The organism is Pseudomonas sp. Root329 (genome assembly GCF_001424925.1).
GTDB classification, from domain to species: Bacteria; Pseudomonadota; Gammaproteobacteria; order Pseudomonadales; family Pseudomonadaceae; genus Aquipseudomonas; species Aquipseudomonas arabinosi.
Genome location: NZ_LMCV01000012.1, coordinates 203,290 through 218,641, shown reverse-complemented (window position 1 = coordinate 218,641; position 15,352 = coordinate 203,290). Strand labels below are relative to the sequence as shown.

Annotated in this window: 12 protein-coding genes and 1 pseudogene; 6 read left to right on the top strand and 7 right to left on the bottom strand. The window is 57.7% G+C overall.

What is annotated here, in order from left to right; genetic code table 11:
* Positions 1–38 precede the first annotated feature (38 nt).
* Entirely contained in the window at positions 39–659 is a 621-nt protein-coding gene (locus ASC74_RS12510) for a glutathione S-transferase family protein (RefSeq protein WP_056741651.1), read from the top strand.
* An 83-nt stretch (positions 660–742) separates the two neighbouring features.
* Here ASC74_RS12510 and ASC74_RS12505 read toward each other — a convergent pair whose 3' ends face one another.
* Positions 743–1,780 carry a LacI family DNA-binding transcriptional regulator gene (locus tag ASC74_RS12505; RefSeq protein WP_056741650.1) on the bottom strand — a complete coding sequence of 346 codons (1,038 nt, stop codon included), beginning with the start codon at positions 1,778–1,780 and terminating at the stop codon, positions 743–745.
* Positions 1,781–1,991: 211 nt separating this feature from the next.
* Here ASC74_RS12505 and ASC74_RS12500 point away from each other — a divergent pair, with 211 nt between their 5' ends.
* Both ASC74_RS12500 and ASC74_RS12495 read left to right on the top strand, forming a co-directional pair.
* A complete protein-coding gene (locus tag ASC74_RS12500) occupies positions 1,992–3,323 on the top strand; it encodes an MFS transporter (RefSeq protein WP_056741649.1) in 1,332 nt (443 codons plus the stop codon).
* Positions 3,324–3,336: 13 nt separating this feature from the next.
* Positions 3,337–4,692, top strand: coding sequence for an amidase (locus tag ASC74_RS12495; protein ID WP_056741648.1), 1,356 nt, complete (start codon positions 3,337–3,339; stop codon positions 4,690–4,692).
* Here the strand turns inward: ASC74_RS12495 and ASC74_RS31615 are convergent.
* The gene (locus ASC74_RS31615) at positions 4,689–5,597 is read right to left on the bottom strand and encodes a LysR family transcriptional regulator (protein ID WP_056741647.1); all 909 of its coding nucleotides are present in this window, start codon (positions 5,595–5,597) and stop codon (positions 4,689–4,691) included. The genes ASC74_RS12495 and ASC74_RS31615 overlap by 4 nt on opposite strands.
* Before the next feature lie 191 nt (positions 5,598–5,788).
* On the opposite strand from ASC74_RS31615, the gene ASC74_RS12485 reads away from it, so the two are divergent.
* Together ASC74_RS12485 and ASC74_RS12480 are read left to right on the top strand one after the other, a co-directional pair.
* A complete protein-coding gene (locus ASC74_RS12485) occupies positions 5,789–6,454 on the top strand; it encodes a type 1 glutamine amidotransferase (RefSeq protein WP_056741646.1) in 666 nt (221 codons plus the stop codon).
* Positions 6,455–6,522: 68 nt separating this feature from the next.
* Entirely contained in the window at positions 6,523–7,299 is a 777-nt protein-coding gene (locus tag ASC74_RS12480) for a hypothetical protein (RefSeq protein ID WP_056741645.1), read from the top strand.
* A 230-nt stretch (positions 7,300–7,529) separates the two neighbouring features.
* Here ASC74_RS12480 and ASC74_RS31055 read toward each other — a convergent pair.
* The 5 genes and pseudogenes from ASC74_RS31055 to ASC74_RS12460 all read right to left on the bottom strand — a co-directional run.
* Positions 7,530–7,676: pseudogene (locus ASC74_RS31055) on the bottom strand (amidase family protein); the annotation flags it as partial.
* 152 nt (positions 7,677–7,828) lie between these two features.
* Positions 7,829–8,920 carry a GlxA family transcriptional regulator gene (locus ASC74_RS12475; RefSeq protein WP_056741644.1) on the bottom strand — a complete coding sequence of 364 codons (1,092 nt, stop codon included), beginning with the start codon at positions 8,918–8,920 and terminating at the stop codon, positions 7,829–7,831.
* A 110-nt stretch (positions 8,921–9,030) separates the two neighbouring features.
* A complete protein-coding gene (gene gabP, locus ASC74_RS12470) occupies positions 9,031–10,437 on the bottom strand; it encodes a GABA permease (protein ID WP_056741643.1) in 1,407 nt (468 codons plus the stop codon).
* A gap of 418 nt (positions 10,438–10,855) precedes the next feature.
* A complete protein-coding gene (locus ASC74_RS12465) occupies positions 10,856–11,782 on the bottom strand; it encodes a 2-hydroxyacid dehydrogenase (RefSeq protein ID WP_056741642.1) in 927 nt (308 codons plus the stop codon).
* A 10-nt stretch (positions 11,783–11,792) separates the two neighbouring features.
* On the bottom strand, positions 11,793–12,773 hold the full coding sequence (locus ASC74_RS12460) for an isopenicillin N synthase family dioxygenase (RefSeq protein ID WP_056741641.1): 981 nt from the start codon (positions 12,771–12,773) through the stop codon (positions 11,793–11,795).
* A gap of 361 nt (positions 12,774–13,134) precedes the next feature.
* Between ASC74_RS12460 and ASC74_RS12455 the strand changes: the two genes are divergently transcribed.
* Positions 13,135–15,171, top strand: a complete 2,037-nt coding sequence (locus ASC74_RS12455) for an NADH:flavin oxidoreductase (RefSeq protein ID WP_056741640.1) — start codon at positions 13,135–13,137, stop codon at positions 15,169–15,171.
* The last annotated feature ends 181 nt before the right edge of the window (positions 15,172–15,352 follow it).

Genomic DNA, 15,352 nt, shown 5'->3' with positions numbered 1-15,352 from the left:
ATCCAATGATTGTCCATTCATTTCCAATGGAGTGCCTGATGAACCCAAAAATCGAGCTGTATGGCGCTCAAACCGGCAACAGTCTGAGGGCTGCGATAGCCTTGGAAGAAGCAGGTATCCCCTACACGGCACGGAGACTGAATCTGCAAGCGAATGAGCAGCGCGACTTGGCGTACCTGGCGCTTAATCCGGCAGGAAAAGTCCCCACCCTGGTCGACCATACGTCGACACCGGCACTGGTCATCAACCAATCAAACGCAATCATTCAGTTCGCTGATGCCAAAGCTCCCGGTCGACTCGCACCCGCGCATCCTGGACCAGCGCGCGACAGGGTGTTTGATCGTTACTTCTTTTTCGTAACGGACGTAATCGGGCCCAGCCATGCGGCATTTTTCCTGCGCCAAGCGGGATTAATCGATGCGGCCACAGTCATCGATCTGCGCGTCATTGAACAACTTGTCTATGCAGAACGGTTTCTTACCGACGACTTTATGGCCGGAGATCAGTTCTCCATGGCAGACATCTCTGCTTTCACCATTGCGGCATCAATGCGTGACCGGCTGGATTGGGCAGTGCTTTCACGCTTATCACGCTGGTTCGACGCGATCGAAGCCAGGCCCGCAGTACAGCGAGGATTGAAAGCGTTTCAAAATCACTAAGCGCTGCCGACATTTTTGGGGCGAAATCGGTAAGCGCCTGACCACTTGATTTTACTACCAGTGAAGGGCCGTGCAGCCGCCCCTCAATCAACGCGGCGCAACAGCGAGGAACTCGCCCGCACCTGCAACTGCGGCGCAAGGATGATCGACTCTGCGGCCTCGCCCTTGATGCGTTTGAGCAGCAACTCAACCGCATGCCGCCCCATCTGTGCCATCTGCAGGCGCACGCTGGTCAGTGGAACGATGAGTTCATTGGCTAGCGGGATGTCGTTGAAGCCGACGACGGCAATGTCCCTGCCCGGCTGCAACCCTTTGTCACGGGCGGCGCCCATCAGGCCAATGGCAAGGAAGTCGTTGACCGCGAAAAACGCCTGAGGGCGTGGGTTGAGCCCCAGCAGATACTCGCCTTGTTGGTGTCCGGTGTGGCTGTCAAAAGGACCATTGAGGATCCACTCCGGGCGCAGGGCGACGCCGTGCTCACGGTAATAGCGGATGAATCCGCGGGTACGATCAGCCCCGGTGGACGCATGCCGTTCACCCGCCAGGATCGCCACATCGCGACAACCCAGCTGATACAAATGTTCGGCCGCCAACCAGCCGCCCAATTCGTCGTCGCTGGCCGCCGAGAGGTGTCCTGCAATCTGCCGGCTGACCAGCACGTAGGGAATGTGCTTGCGTGCGAGCAGATCGAGTAAGGGCTGGCTTTCACCCACGTGCGAGTCACCCACGATCAGCCCGGCCACTGAGCGGCGCAAGGCGTGCTCGGCACGTGCCAGTTGGCGCGGCTGCAGGTCGTCGGTATTGGAGACGAACGTGAGGTAGCCGGCCTCCTCCGCCGCGCTGTCGATGCTGTCATAAATGGTCGCCATCACCAGGTCGGTGAGGCGTGGCATAAGTACGCAGATCTCCTGACTTTTGCGCAATTTCAGGTTGGATGCCTGCGTGTTCGGCCGATAATCCAGCTCCTTGGCCAGCGCACGGATACGCTCCACCACCTCAGCCGACGCCGCTCGCTCGACTCCGGTCGGGTCGCCATTGAGCACCCGCGACACCGTGGAGACGTGCAACCCGAGTGCAGTCGCCATGGACTTCAGGGTGGCGGGGCGAGATTGATTCGGCATGTTTGAGAGTCTTCCACCGTGCATTATTCAGCGCGCGATTCTACCTCAACCGGGACCTCTTCCCGGAAAAAAAACCTTTACCCAAACGATTGACTAAAGCTTTTCCTGTATCTACATTTCGGCAACCCAAACGTTTGGGTAACACAATAAAAATACGCCGGACGCGGCCGACTTTTTGACTTCTGCCATCATTTTGAAGAGTCAGATCCCTATGAAGAGCGCAGCTATTCCGTCTTTCCGCTACCAGATTTTCTTCCTGATCATGCTGATGGCACTGCTCAACTACATTGACCGCGGCGCGATTGCCTATGCCTCGGCGAGCATTCTCCCGGAGTACGGTTTCGACAAGGCCGACTGGGGCAAAGTCCTGGGTTACTTCGGTTACGGCTACATCCTCGGGGCGTTGATCGGCGGCATCCTGGCCGACCACTTTGGTGCCAAGCGCATCTGGCTGATTGCGGGGGCCACCTGGTCGATTTTCGAGATCGCCACCGCGTTTGCCGGTGACCTCGGGCTGGCATTCATGGGAGGCTCGGCCATGGCCGGTTTCGCCACTATCCGCGTGCTGTTCGGCTTTGCCGAAGGCCCGGCCTACTCGGTGATCAACAAAAGCGTGGCCAACTGGGCCACGCCCAAAGAGCGCGGCTTCGTGGTCTCGGTTGGACTGCTCAGCACACCACTGGGCGCGCTGCTCACCGCCCCGGTAGCGGTAGGTCTGCAAACCCTGACTGGCGGCTGGCGCAGCATGTTCGTGGTGCTGGGCGTGGTCAGCCTGGCGCTGCTGATTTTCTTCATGACGCGCTTCACCAATACCCCCGATGAGAACCCGCGGGTGTCCAAGGCCGAGCTCGATTTCCTGCGACGGGAACGCGCCGCGGCAGCCAATGCTTCAACCCCGACCACCAGCGTTGCGCCGGTATGGCATTTCTTCAAGAACAAAGACCTGATACTCAATGCGGTCGGTTACTTCTCGTTCGTGTACGTAACGTTTCTGCTACTGACCTGGACCCCCAAATACCTGCAGGACGAGTTCCACTACAACCTATCGTCGCTGTGGTACATGGGCATGATTCCGTGGACCGGCGCCTGCTTCACCGTGCTACTGGGCGGCAAAATCTCCGACCTGCTGTTGCGCCGCACCGGCAACCTGAAGGTGGCACGCAGCTGGCTGGCCGCAACCTGCCTGCTGTTGACCACGCTCTGTTTCATCCTGGTATCGCAGGCCCAGACCGTGTGGGGCGTGATTGCCCTGATGACCCTGGCCAACGCCCTCAACGCGCTACCCAACTCGGTTTACTGGGCCGTGGTGATCGACACCGCGCCGTCCAACCGGGTCGGTGCCTACAGCGGCATGACCCATTTCATCGCCAACACCGCTTCGTTCATCGCGCCAATGCTGACCGGCTACCTGACCGTGCGCTATGGCTACTCGTCGATGTTCGTGGCAGCGGCAGTGGCCACTGCACTGGGCATGAGCGCGATGCTGATGGTACGTCCCGGCAGTCGGCAAACCAGCCCTTCCCCTTTACCCGCAGCAGTTTGATGGAGTTGTTTGTATGAGCCTGGCGAAGCCCCCTCACGTTGGATCTTTTTTTGGTCAATCGGTCATCGCGCTGGCCGAGCGCCTGCGCGCGGGCAGCCTGACGAGCGTCGAGCTGACCCAAGCAGCCCTGGACAGCATCGAGCGCCTGAATCCGACCTTGAACGCCTTCGTTCATGTCGATGCACCCGTGGCGCTGGCCCAGGCGCGCAAGGCTGACGAGCTGTTTGCCCAGGGCCTGGACCTGGGCCCGCTGCACGGCATACCGGTGGCGGTCAAAGACAATATCGACACGTTCGACCACGTCACCACCTACGGTTCGGCGCATTTCGCAGGCTTCAAGCCGAGCCGCGACGCGCTGTGCGTGCAGCGCCTGCGCGAGGCGGGTGCGGTCATTGTCGGCAAGACCTTGACCCACGAATTCGCCTACGGTCCGACTGGCGACCGCTCGCTGCAGGGCGCGGCACGTAATCCCTGGGATTCCAGCTGCATCACTGGCGGCTCCAGCGCCGGCAGCGCCGCTGCGGTCGCCAGCGGCATGGTGCCGTTGGCGCTGGGCACCGACACCGGCGGATCGATCCGTATTCCGGCGGCGTTGTGCGGAGTGGTCGGCTTCAAGCCATCGTTTGCCAGCGTGCCGCTGGAGGGGGTGTTCCCGCTGTCGTCGAGCCTCGACCACGTAGGCCCGATCGCCAACCACGTCGAGGATGCGCGACTACTGTTCGAAGTGGTGGCTGGGCGAGTGTGTGCACCGGCGGTCAACCCTCGACCGTTGCGGGTTGGCTGGATCACCACCGGTAGCTTCGGCCCGGTCGACGCCGAGCTGGATCGGCAGGTCTACCAGGCGGCGCAGCAGCTGTTTGGCGAGGCGCTGCAAGATACTGCTGAGCTGGTGTCGCTGGCGGCCGAAATGAAAGACACCTTACTGGTGCTGCAACGCGCCGAGGCCTTCGATGTGCATGCCGAGCGCATGCAGGATGCACCGCACACGTTCGAGCAGGAGGTGCGCGAGCGCCTCGAATTGTCGCGTGAAGTCAGGGGCTGGCAATACATCCGCGCACAAACCAGCCAAGCACGGCTCAAGGGGGCGATGGCGCGCTTGTTCGAGCACTATGACTTCTTGGTCTCGCCCAGCGTGCCGATTACCGCGACAGCGGTCGATGCGCGCGAGGCCCGGGTGGGTGAGCAGGACATCGATGTGCGCGCCGCGTTGCTCAGCCATACCAGTGCCTGGAATCTCACCGGGCTGCCTGCGATCAGCCTGCCGGTGGGACTGTTGAGGGGATTGCCGGTGGGACTGCAGGTGATTGGCGCTGCGGGAGAGGATGATCGTTTGTTGCAGGTGATGGCGCAGCGATTCGTGCGGGACTAGGTAACCGCCTCGGACTTCATCGCCTCAACCACATAATTGAGCCAACCGCTGGCGGTGCTGGGGCGATAAACCAGCACCACCTGTTGGGTGCAAGAGAACGGGTTGTCAGTCAGATCGAGCCGTAACAGCTGAAGTTCGGCCAGCGCATAGTCCGGTAGGTAGGCCAGAGCCAACCCCGCGCGTACAAGGCCATCAACCAAAAGAAGGTCATCGCTGCGGTAACGGATGATGCGCGGTTGCTGATCGTCACGCCAGCCGTCGGTGGCCGGCCCACCTTGTAGCCCGCGAAACGGCGGCTGTGTAGGTACCACGAAGGGGTATTTCAGAACCTCGGTCACCGTGGCGCGTGGTCCGTTGCCTGCGAGGGTGAGCGGGTGGTTTGCGCCGACGGCCACTTCAAAGCGGGTCAGTCCGATGTTCAGCGCGATATGGCGCGGGTCGAGAGCCCCAAGCGCTGCCGTGGTCACCAGTGCCAGATCCGCCTCACCGCGGGCCAAGGCACTGAGCGCTTCGTCTTCCTTCTCGTTGCCAAAAGCCACTTGAGCGCCGGGAAAACGTTCGCCGATCAAACTGGCTATGCGCCGTCCCCAATTCAACTGCAACAGCGCCGGCCCGGAGATCCGGCAGTGGAAACTACCGCGAGTCCCCAGAAACTCACTGCGCATCTGATCGGCATTGGCCATCAGCGCTGCAGCCCGATCAAGCAATCGCACGCCGTCGGCATTCAAGCGCAGATTACGCCCTTGGCGGTCGAACAGCGTGGTCTGCAAGGCTAGTTCCAGTCTCTTCAGCCCCTTGGACAGAGCACTCGGGCTCAGGTGCAGTTCCGAAGCGGCATCGGACAGGTTTTGGTGGCGCGCAAGGGCCAGGAATTGGCGCAGGGTCGCTAGATCGAATGTTTCCATTTGTTCAATAGTTGTTGAATATTCGTGGATTGAAAAGCAAGTTTGATGGCGGAGAATAGCGAACGTTTTTTGCCTCGGCAAGGAGAGGCGATGCTGGGTCTGATACGCACAATCCACTTTGTCCCGACCTGCGGTAAGGAGTTTGCTATGCACGCTTTGGAGTTCGTATTGGCTATTTTTGGGGACGCCACATGAAGAAGATCGCTTGCATTCAGCATCTGGCAGAAGAAGGCCCTGGCGCCCTGGCCGATTGGGCTTTGGGTCGTGATGTCGCCATCGAACTGTTTCGCGGTGATCTAGGGCAGTTGCCGACGCACGAAGACTACGATGCCTACGTGTTGTTGGGAGGACCATTCAATGTGGTAGGGGCGGATTGCCCACCTTGGCTGGAGCAGGAGAAGGTCTGGCTTGGCAACTTGCTGCGCAAGGCTAAGCCGGTGCTCGGCATCTGCCTGGGCGGGCAACTGCTCGCAGATCGGCTCGGGGCGCAGGTTGCCCCCATCGACCACCCTGAGGGTGGATGGTGCGAGGTGGAGTTCATTGAGGATGGTGAGGATGACAGGCATAACATGCAGGTGCTGCAGTGGCACGAACGCGGTTTTGCTCTGCCGGCTGGGGCCAGGCATCTGGCCAGGGGATCCGACTGGGAGAACCAGGCTTACTCTGTCGGCGATGGGATGATTGGGCTGCAGTTTCACCCGGAATGGACGCCGCAGATTGTGAATGCACTCAACCGCCGTTTTGCTGCCGAGTCGCCACTACCTATGCCCTCACCTTCGGATGAAGCCTGTTACGCCCGTATGCATCAGTGGTTCTTCGGATTACTCGATCGTTGGTCGGCGTCATGGTCGAAGTGAGGGGGACACCACTGAGTCGATGAAGACAGGTGGAGAACCAAACGCGACGCGTAAAACAGGGAATATCAATGCATCAGGTTGCGCAATGTTATCTAGGCGTATGGAAGCGGCGTTTGATCCAGCACCGCTCAGGGCGTTCGGACAGCGAAACGGCCGTGTATTGGCTACAGACACCGCGACTGTTTGCCGACCTGCGAATCCCCTCCAATCCGCTCCCAAGTCTGGCGCTCGAAGAATTCAGCCACACTCAACATCTGGCGTTGTGTGAGCAGAAAGGTTTCGCCGGGGTGACCCAGATAGACGCCGACATTTGCCAATGGCATCGCAAAATGGACTATCAGCCGGTCAGTGGGGCTGAAGACATTGGTCGCATGCACTTTGAAACCAGTGAGTGCCTGATCGAAACCGCTCTGGACGAAAGCTACTACGAAATATGGGATCGCTTGCCCGACTCCCTCGGCGTTTGTCGTGGCCAATGGTTGCAAGCGATGGATGAGCCATCGCGTCAGGGCTGTCTGCTATTGGTCGGGGACTATTTTCTGTTCGCCGCCAGCCGCCCCACACCGCTGACACCGGGCCCTCATTTGCGCGAAACGTTCAGCCAACTCGAAAGCTCAATAAACCCTGTTTCCCTGTTCGCCTGCGAACTGTCTTTTGGCCGGCATCACGCCGGAGAAACCCCATGGAAAATCGAGTGCTCAACGCTCCCCGCCAAAACTGGCCGATGCCTGCTGCCTTCATCGGTGGACCCGTTTGCCCCGGATATTTTCGCCAATGAAGCCGTCATGTCTTCACTCGGCACATTTATTCCAGTTGGCGGTTGGCGCTGTGCGCCTGATCCGTGACACCCCCATCGTCGTAAATCAGCATAGCGAAATCCCCTTGAAATCGTTGATCCTGGCGCCCCGCGAGAGGCCGCCAGGAGGGGGTGTCAGTGCTCTAGCGGGCTGGTTGTGCGCAGGTCGATCACTTCGCAGTCGATGGTTGTGTCTGTTGGCGAGCACGTCCATTGCTGCGCAGACCGCGACATTCGCGGTGCTGCAGCACCCTGCGTTGCCAACGGCCAAGGCCGAGCGCTGGAACCACCTGCGCTGTGAGCAAGGTGCCAGGGATTGCGCATGGCGCCAAAACGAGTTGATTCCGTGGAGTAAGACGTGCCGAAATCCGGGGAGGTGCTGGTCCCGACAATCAAGCAACCTGCACGTCGCAAACGGGTCACGAGCGATATACCGTTACGGGTTCACCGACGACGTACCGCTTGATCGTGAGGCCCAATCCTGGGGGCTGCCGGGACATACGACCATCCACCACGGGAATGTCGACGTGCGCCGTGATCGGTGGATACCTATCGCTTTCAGACCAATCCCGGATTGTTCAGGATTTCAATATTTTGATGCTTGCGAATGTTGACTCATCACGTGCCTGATCCAGCAAGCTCATCGGCCTTGCCAATGGCAATGCCTGTGTAATCGGTCTTGCTGTCACTTGCGGTTGCGTTTGCGCCGCCAAGCGCTCGTCGCTGGGTGGAATGCCGAAACACTCGCGATAGCACTTTGAGAAATGCGGTGTGGACACAAAGCCACACACCACCGACAACTCTACGATGGAGATCGGCGTTTGCTTGAGCAACTGGCGTGCGCGGATCAGGCGCAGTTTGAGGTAATACCGCGAAGGCGAGGAATGTAGATATTTCTGAAACAACCGCTCAAGTTGTCGACGGGACAAGCCGACATAATTCGCTAGGTCGTCGAGGTCGATCGGCTCTTCCAGATTGGCCTCCATCAAGGCGACGATTTCCTGCAACTTCGGTTGATGGGTACCGAGCATGTGCTTGAGGGGCACTCGTTGGTGATCCTGCTCGTTGCGGATTCGTTCGTAGACGAACATTTCGGAGATGGCCGCGGACAGTTCATGACCATGATCGCGACTGATCAGGTGCAGCATCATGTCCATTGGCGCGGTTCCGCCGGAGCTGGTGAAGCGGTCTCGGTCGAGGGTGAATAAACTGGTGCTGAGGTTCACTCGCGGAAAAGCTTCCTGCATGGCCGCCAGAAATTCCCAGTGCACGCTGCAATCGAAGCCATCGAGCAAGCCTGCCTGGGCCAAGGCCCAACTGCCTGTGCACACACCCCCGATCCGCTTCGAGCGTCGGGCCTGGGCTCGCAACCAGGCAACGTGCTCCTGGGTCACAGCACTTTGAATGCCAATGCCTCCGCAGACAATCACGGTATCAAGCATCGGTGCATTATTGATCGACGCATCAGGAGTGATCGGCATGCCGTCGCTTGCCCACACCTGCTCGCCCCCCAAACTGAAAGTGTGCCAACGATACAGCTCTTGACCGGTCAACTGATTGGCCATTCGTAGCGGCTCTACAGCAGACGCCAGAGAGATCAAAGTGAATTGGTCCAGCAGTAAAAAACCAATTGTTTGGGGAGGAACGGCCTTGGAGGTGTTGTATGCCATCGAAGATTATTCTCGCAGTGAGCGGTAATGGCCCGTGGCGCAGGCGGTTTTACCGCCTCGCCACTGCTCGCGCACTGATAAAATCGCAAGCAGGTTTACGCTGATGGCTGCTATGCACTTTCCGCGGACACCACCCTCTGCGGCTGCCCATGATGACGCGTGGTCACAAGGCCGATAAAGGAAATCACCAACGCCAGGACGATGGTCGAAGAAACCTCCATACGGTGCTCGGGCGTCACCATCATCACCGCCAACGCCGCGCAGATGAAGGCAATGACCAACCAGGTGAGCCACGGAAACAACCACATCTTGAAGGTCAGCGTGACGTTCTGCCGACGCAGAATCTTGCGCATGCGCAATTGCGACACGGCGATAACCAGGTACACCAGCAACGCAATGGCGCCGGAACTGGCGAGCAGAAACTGGAATAAACCGGCGGGCATGAAGTAGCTGAACAAGGTCACACCGGCACCCAGCACGGTGCTGGCGATCACCGCCGCCCTCGGCACGCCCGCCGACGACGTTACCTTCAGCGGCTTCGGTGCATCACCGCGCTTGCCCAGCGAAAACAACATGCGCGAGGAAATATAGATCGACGAGTTCATGCAGCTGGCCACGGCAATCAACACCACCACATCCACCAGCAACTTGGCATGGGGAATGCTCATCAGCTCCAGTGCTCGCTGGTAAGAGCCCACAGACGCCAGCAACGGATCATTCCAGGGCACCACGGAAATGACCACGAAAATGGACAGCAAGTAGAACACCCCGATGCGCCAGATCACCGAGCGTGTGGCTTTGGCGATGTTCTGCGCAGGGTTGCTGGATTCTGCGGCTGCAATGGTCACCGCTTCTGTACCGATGAAGCTGAACATGATGGTGATGAATGCCCCTACGACCGCTGACAAGCCGTTGGGCGCAAACCCGCCATGTTCCTCCATGAGTCGACTCAACCCGCTGGCCTCCCGCTCGGGAATCCAACCCATCAACACCGCAAAACCAAGGCCGATAAATCCGATGATCGCCACGACCTTGGCCATCGCAAACCAGAATTCGAACTCGCCGTATTTGGACACGCTGAACAGGTTGGTCACGACCAACAGGACAATGGACAACAAGGCAAACAGCCAGGTGTCGATCTGGGGAAACCATTGATTCATGACATGCCCAGCCGCGAGCGCCTCGATCGGAATCACCAGCACCCAGAACCACCAATAGAGCCAGCCGATGGTGAAGCCGGCCCAACGCCCGATTGCCTGGTCGGCGTAGGTGGAGAAAGATCCGGTGTCCGGGTTGGCAACCGCCATTTCACCCAGCATGCGCATGACCAATACGACCAACAGGCCGGAGCACAGATAAGCCAGCAATACCGCTGGACCAGCAGCAGCGATGGCATGTCCCGACCCAACAAACAAGCCTGCGCCGATAATCCCCGCGATAGAAAGCATAGTGACGTGTCGCGGCTTGAAACCCTGTGCCAATTGACCGTTCGAATCCTTGGAGTTCAGGCTATTCATTGTTTTTTTTGTTCTCTGGTGATCGACGTTAGAGCGAGCTGACTGAGGGTCAGGCGATCATCATCTCTTCCTGTTGCCCGGAATCGAAAGCGGCGAACTTCAACGCTTCTGAGCATCTCCCATCAGTCATCGCGACTGCACACTGCCATGAAATGACGCATAACCTTACGCGTCTTATCTTCAACGCAAGCAGCCTGAGCACGCCACATGCGAGTCTGATATCGACATGCACCAGTGCGTACCGTCTCTCATGGAAGCAGGCTGGATAAACCGTGCGAAGGTCTTTGCGTAAGCTCCGTCAAGCCCTCTTGCATCAATGAGCAACGCCGTACTGACATCTCAGACCAGGATTTCGACGTACGTTTTAACGTACAAAAAAACGTGGCTGGTGGTGGTTTTCAACAGAACTCGCTGGAATCTAATAACCTTTAGACCGATCAACCACATTCAACAGAGGCATTCCCTCACACTCTCTTCGAAGATTCTCAACTATCACCGCCACACCACCTTCAATCGGCACATCGCTTGCAATATGAGGGGTCAAGAGCACTCGAGGGTGTTTCCAGAGTGGATTGTCTTGAGTGGGAGGCTCTTGTACCTGAACATCCAGTACGGCACCTCCCAGACGGCCTTCATTCAGCGCAGAAAGCAGAGCCGTTTCTACAACGTGGGCGCCACGTCCCACGTTAATCAGTCCAGCGCCATGAGGCAGACAATCAAGCCTCGCCGCATTGAGTATCCCGTCTGTTTCGGGAGTCAGCGGCAACATGTTCACAAGGATGTCGCACTGCCCTAAAAATTCCTCTAATTCGTCTGTGCCTACATAACAGCGACCACCTGGCACCTCCTTCAAAGAACGATTCCAGCCACTGAGCTGAAATCCCAATGGCTGAAGGCGATCAAGTGCAGTTCGTCCGAGATTGCCAACCCCCATGACACCAACACGCCGCTGTGTTGCGTGCACGATTGGCCGAGGTTGCCAGCGACCACTGCGCTGATCCGCTTGGTAAGCGAGGATGTCTCGGTGCAAAGCAAGAACGCCAAACAGAACATACTCGGCCATGATGTCAGCCATCGAGCTATCCACCAGCCGAATTAGCGACACGTCGGCAGGCAAAAGGGCCAAGTCGAACTGATCAACTCCAGCCCCGGCAGCGTAGATGAGCCGAAGATTACCAAACTGCTCCGCTAGGTTGGCGAGAGGCTCCCAAGCCAAAATGTAGTGCACCTCTGCCGGGTTACCGATATCAGGCCATTGCCGGAACTCTAGTTCAGGGGCAAGCCTTGACAGGCAAACTCGCCATTTCTCCGCATCGGCGGGGTCGGCCATGTAAAGGATGCACATTGAAAACTCCTTATTCGCCTTTCAGGTGCGCATAGCTATCAACGAATCGCTTAAATTTGTGTTTACCACATGTATAGGCTTCATACTTCGCGGGTAACACCTCACTCACGCAGGTTGGCACAGGCTCAACAACCGCATCGAAATCCAAATCAATAAAGAAAGGTATTGAATAACGCTCTAGACCACTAGTATTTATGACGCGATGCATTGTCGAGGTGTAGCGATCGTTGGTGAGGGTTTGAACCAGATCACCAATGTTGACGATAAAAGTGCCTTCAACTGGTGGGGCAGTAACCCACTCCCCTGCACGGTTCCTGACTTGCAAACCGCCAACTGCATCTTGGGATAGGACCGTCAAGAAACCATAGTCCGTGTGTGCCCCAATACCGATCTCCTCTTGGGAAACCCTTCCGATCTGGGGCGGGTAACGCAAAATCCGCTGAATCGTGATGGGCTTACGCTGAAGATGTTCAAAGTAATCTTGTGGTAAACCCAAGCTCAGCGCGATCCCGCCAATAAGCATTCGCGCGAGTGCCAATACAGAGGAATGGTAATCTTCGGCAACCTTCTCAAATTGCGGCAGTACAGACGGCATTTGATTAGGACCAAAAAATGGAGAGACTTCATCATAATGAGCTCCGCAATCAAAACACTCTTTGAAATCGCGGGTATTAACAGGATCGACGTTTTCCGCGTACATCGGTATATAACCACGCAGCGTGAGCCCGGAGTTCACGATATTAAGCTTGTTCTTTTCCTCATAAGAAAGCTTGAAAAAACTTTTTGTAAGCGCATACATCTCATCTATTAACTGTGGGTCAATGCCATGGTTTTTTATATAAAAAAAACCCACCTTTTCGCATGCATCACCTATTTGGTTTGCCACCTTCAGCGGATTTTCGCCGTTTATGAGCGACGATATATCTATGACTGGAATTTCAGTGAAAGCTGTCTGTTTGCTAGCCAAGCGAATATCAAATAACTCTGTCACCTATGCTCTCCTTTCCGAAACATCAATAAGGCAGAAAATTAAGAAAGCAGGACTGTGCCCTCTTCAATCCCACTGAATCACACCTGAACCGTCACCTATCACACCCACTTTCACGTCCGCCTCAACGAGCGCTGTTTGCCACTGCGCGCACGTTCTTCACGCCGCGGGCACTGACCGCTCAATGCGATGGATGACAGCCGTGGACGAGTCAAATCAGTCCTTGTTTTGACGGATGTTAATCCTGGATTTTTTGGCACGCAAGCAAAATGTACACCTGTGTCATCAACAATTGACACAGATGTACATTTATCCTAATTTTAAGTCGCCGAGCCTAATGAAGCCCACTTTGGAGCGCACCACGATGTCCAGCGATCCCTTGCTGCAACCCTATAAAATCAAGAATCTGACCCTCAGAAACCGGATCATGACCACCTCCCATGAACCGGCCTACCCTGTGGACGGCATGCCCAAGGATCTCTACCGCGCCTACCACGTGGAGCGTGCAAAAGCCGGTGTCGCCCTGACCATGACTGCCGGTTCCGCTGCCGTTTCCCGAGACAGCCCGCCGGTGTTCAACAACGTGCTCGCATACAAGGACGAAGTGGTCGGATGGTTGAAGGACCTGACCGATGAGTGCCACGAACACGGCGCGGCAGTGATGATCCAGTTGACTCACCTGGGCCGTCGCACCCGCTGGGACAAGGCCGACTGGCTACCGGTGGTGTCGCCGTCACACCGTCGCGAGGCTTCGCACCGCTCCTTCCCGAAGAAAATGGAGGAATGGGACATTGAGCGAATCATCAAGGACTATGTCGACGCCGCGGAGCGCATGAAGGCGGCAGGTCTCGATGGCTTGGAGCTTCAGGCTTATGGGCACTTGATGGATCAGTTCTGGTCACCGTTGACCAATGACCTCGACGGCCCTTACGGCGGCTCGTTGGAAAACCGCATGCGCTTTACCTTCGACATCCTGCGTGGCATCCGCCAGCGGGTCGGCGAAGATTTTCTGCTGGGAGTTCGTTACACCGGTGATGAAGAATTGCCCGGTGGCTTCACTGCCAGCGAGGGCATGCAGGTTTCACACATGCTCAAGGACAGCGGACTGGTCGACTTCCTGAACGTTGTGCGCGGTCACATTGATACGGATGCCGGCCTGACTGATGTCATCCCGATTCAGGGTATGCGCAACTCACCCCACCTCGACTTCGCTGGCGAGATCCGCTCGTCAACAGGTTTCCCGACCTTCCATGCTGCGAAGATTCCCGACGTGGCCACGGCGCGCTACGCGATCGCCTCGGGCAAAGTGGACATGGTGGGCATGACCCGCGCGCACATGACCGATCCGCACATCGTGCGCAAAATCATCGAGAAGCGCGAAGAAGACATTCGCCCATGCGTGGGCGCCAACTATTGCCTGGATCGCATCTACCAGGGCGGCGCGGCCTACTGCATCCACAACGCAGCGACGGGGCGGGAAACCACCATGCCTCATGACATTCCCAAAGCCGCCGTCAAGCGCAAGGTGTTGGTCGTCGGTACCGGCCCTGCTGGGCTGGAAGCGGCGCGGGTCGCCGGTGAGCGCGGCCATGACGTGACGGTGCTTGAGGCGGCTGACCAACCAGGCGGGCAGATTCGTCTGACTGCGCTGAGCGAGCGTCGTCGCGAGATGATCAGCATCATTGATTGGCGCATGGCGCAATGCGAACGGCTGGGGGTGAAGTTTCACTTCAACACCTGGGCCGAAGCCGACACCGTGCAAGCCTTCGAGCCGGACGTGGTCATCGTTGCGACCGGCGGCCTCCCTGATACCGAGGTGCTCCGCGAAGGCAATGAACTCGTGGTTTCAACCTGGGACATCATTTCCGGCGACATCAAGCCCGGTCGCAACGTACTGATCTTCGACGATGCGGGGGATCATGCTGCCCTGCAGGCTGCCGAGGTCATCGCGCAAAGCGGTGCGACCGTGGAGATCGTCACCCCTGACCGCTCGTTTGCACCTGAAGTCATGGCCATGAACCTGGTGCCCTACATGCGCAGCCTGCAGGACCTGGACGTCACCTTCACCGTCACCTATCGGGTCGATACAGTGGAAAAACGTGATGGCGGGCTCGTTGCAACCTTTGGCAGCGATTACGGCAAGGTTCACAAGCAGCGCATGGTCGATCAGGTGGTCGTCAACCACGGCACTCTTCCCCTGGACGACTTGTACTTCGACCTGCGTCCTCTCTCCACCAATGGCGGCGCGGTAGAGCAGCATGACCTGATCGCCGGTACGGCACAGAACATCGTCACCAACCCCGAAGGACGCTTCCAGCTGTTCCGGATCGGCGACGCCGTGTCTGCCCGCAACACCCACGCGGCCATCTACGACGCTTTGCGCCTGGTGAAAGAAATCTGAATCCGAACCTCCATCCTTGTTGGAACGGAGGCTTGCCACGTGATTGTCGAGTGCTTGAAACCTTTCACTCATAACCTTGGCCTTTCGGACATCAACAAGGCTTTCGAATTGATGCAGGCCGGGCAAAGCATTCGCACTGTCATTCATTTCTGACCAAGGCACTGCCGTGATATCGGCCAGC

Excerpts from the sequence above, each read along its gene's own strand:
- ASC74_RS12510 (WP_056741651.1), top strand. The coding sequence starts at position 39 with ATGAACCCAAAAATCGAGCTGTATGGCGCTCAAACCGGCAACAGTCTG.
- ASC74_RS12505 (WP_056741650.1), bottom strand. The coding sequence starts at position 1,780 with ATGCCGAATCAATCTCGCCCCGCCACCCTGAAGTCCATGGCGACTGCA.
- ASC74_RS12500 (WP_056741649.1), top strand. The coding sequence starts at position 1,992 with ATGAAGAGCGCAGCTATTCCGTCTTTCCGCTACCAGATTTTCTTCCTG.
- ASC74_RS12495 (WP_056741648.1), top strand. The coding sequence starts at position 3,337 with ATGAGCCTGGCGAAGCCCCCTCACGTTGGATCTTTTTTTGGTCAATCG.
- ASC74_RS31615 (WP_056741647.1), bottom strand. The coding sequence starts at position 5,597 with ATGGAAACATTCGATCTAGCGACCCTGCGCCAATTCCTGGCCCTTGCG.
- ASC74_RS12485 (WP_056741646.1), top strand. The coding sequence starts at position 5,789 with ATGAAGAAGATCGCTTGCATTCAGCATCTGGCAGAAGAAGGCCCTGGC.
- ASC74_RS12480 (WP_056741645.1), top strand. The coding sequence starts at position 6,523 with ATGCATCAGGTTGCGCAATGTTATCTAGGCGTATGGAAGCGGCGTTTG.
- ASC74_RS12475 (WP_056741644.1), bottom strand. The coding sequence starts at position 8,920 with ATGGCATACAACACCTCCAAGGCCGTTCCTCCCCAAACAATTGGTTTT.
- gabP (WP_056741643.1), bottom strand. The coding sequence starts at position 10,437 with ATGAATAGCCTGAACTCCAAGGATTCGAACGGTCAATTGGCACAGGGT.
- ASC74_RS12465 (WP_056741642.1), bottom strand. The coding sequence starts at position 11,782 with ATGTGCATCCTTTACATGGCCGACCCCGCCGATGCGGAGAAATGGCGA.
- ASC74_RS12455 (WP_056741640.1), top strand. The coding sequence starts at position 13,135 with ATGTCCAGCGATCCCTTGCTGCAACCCTATAAAATCAAGAATCTGACC.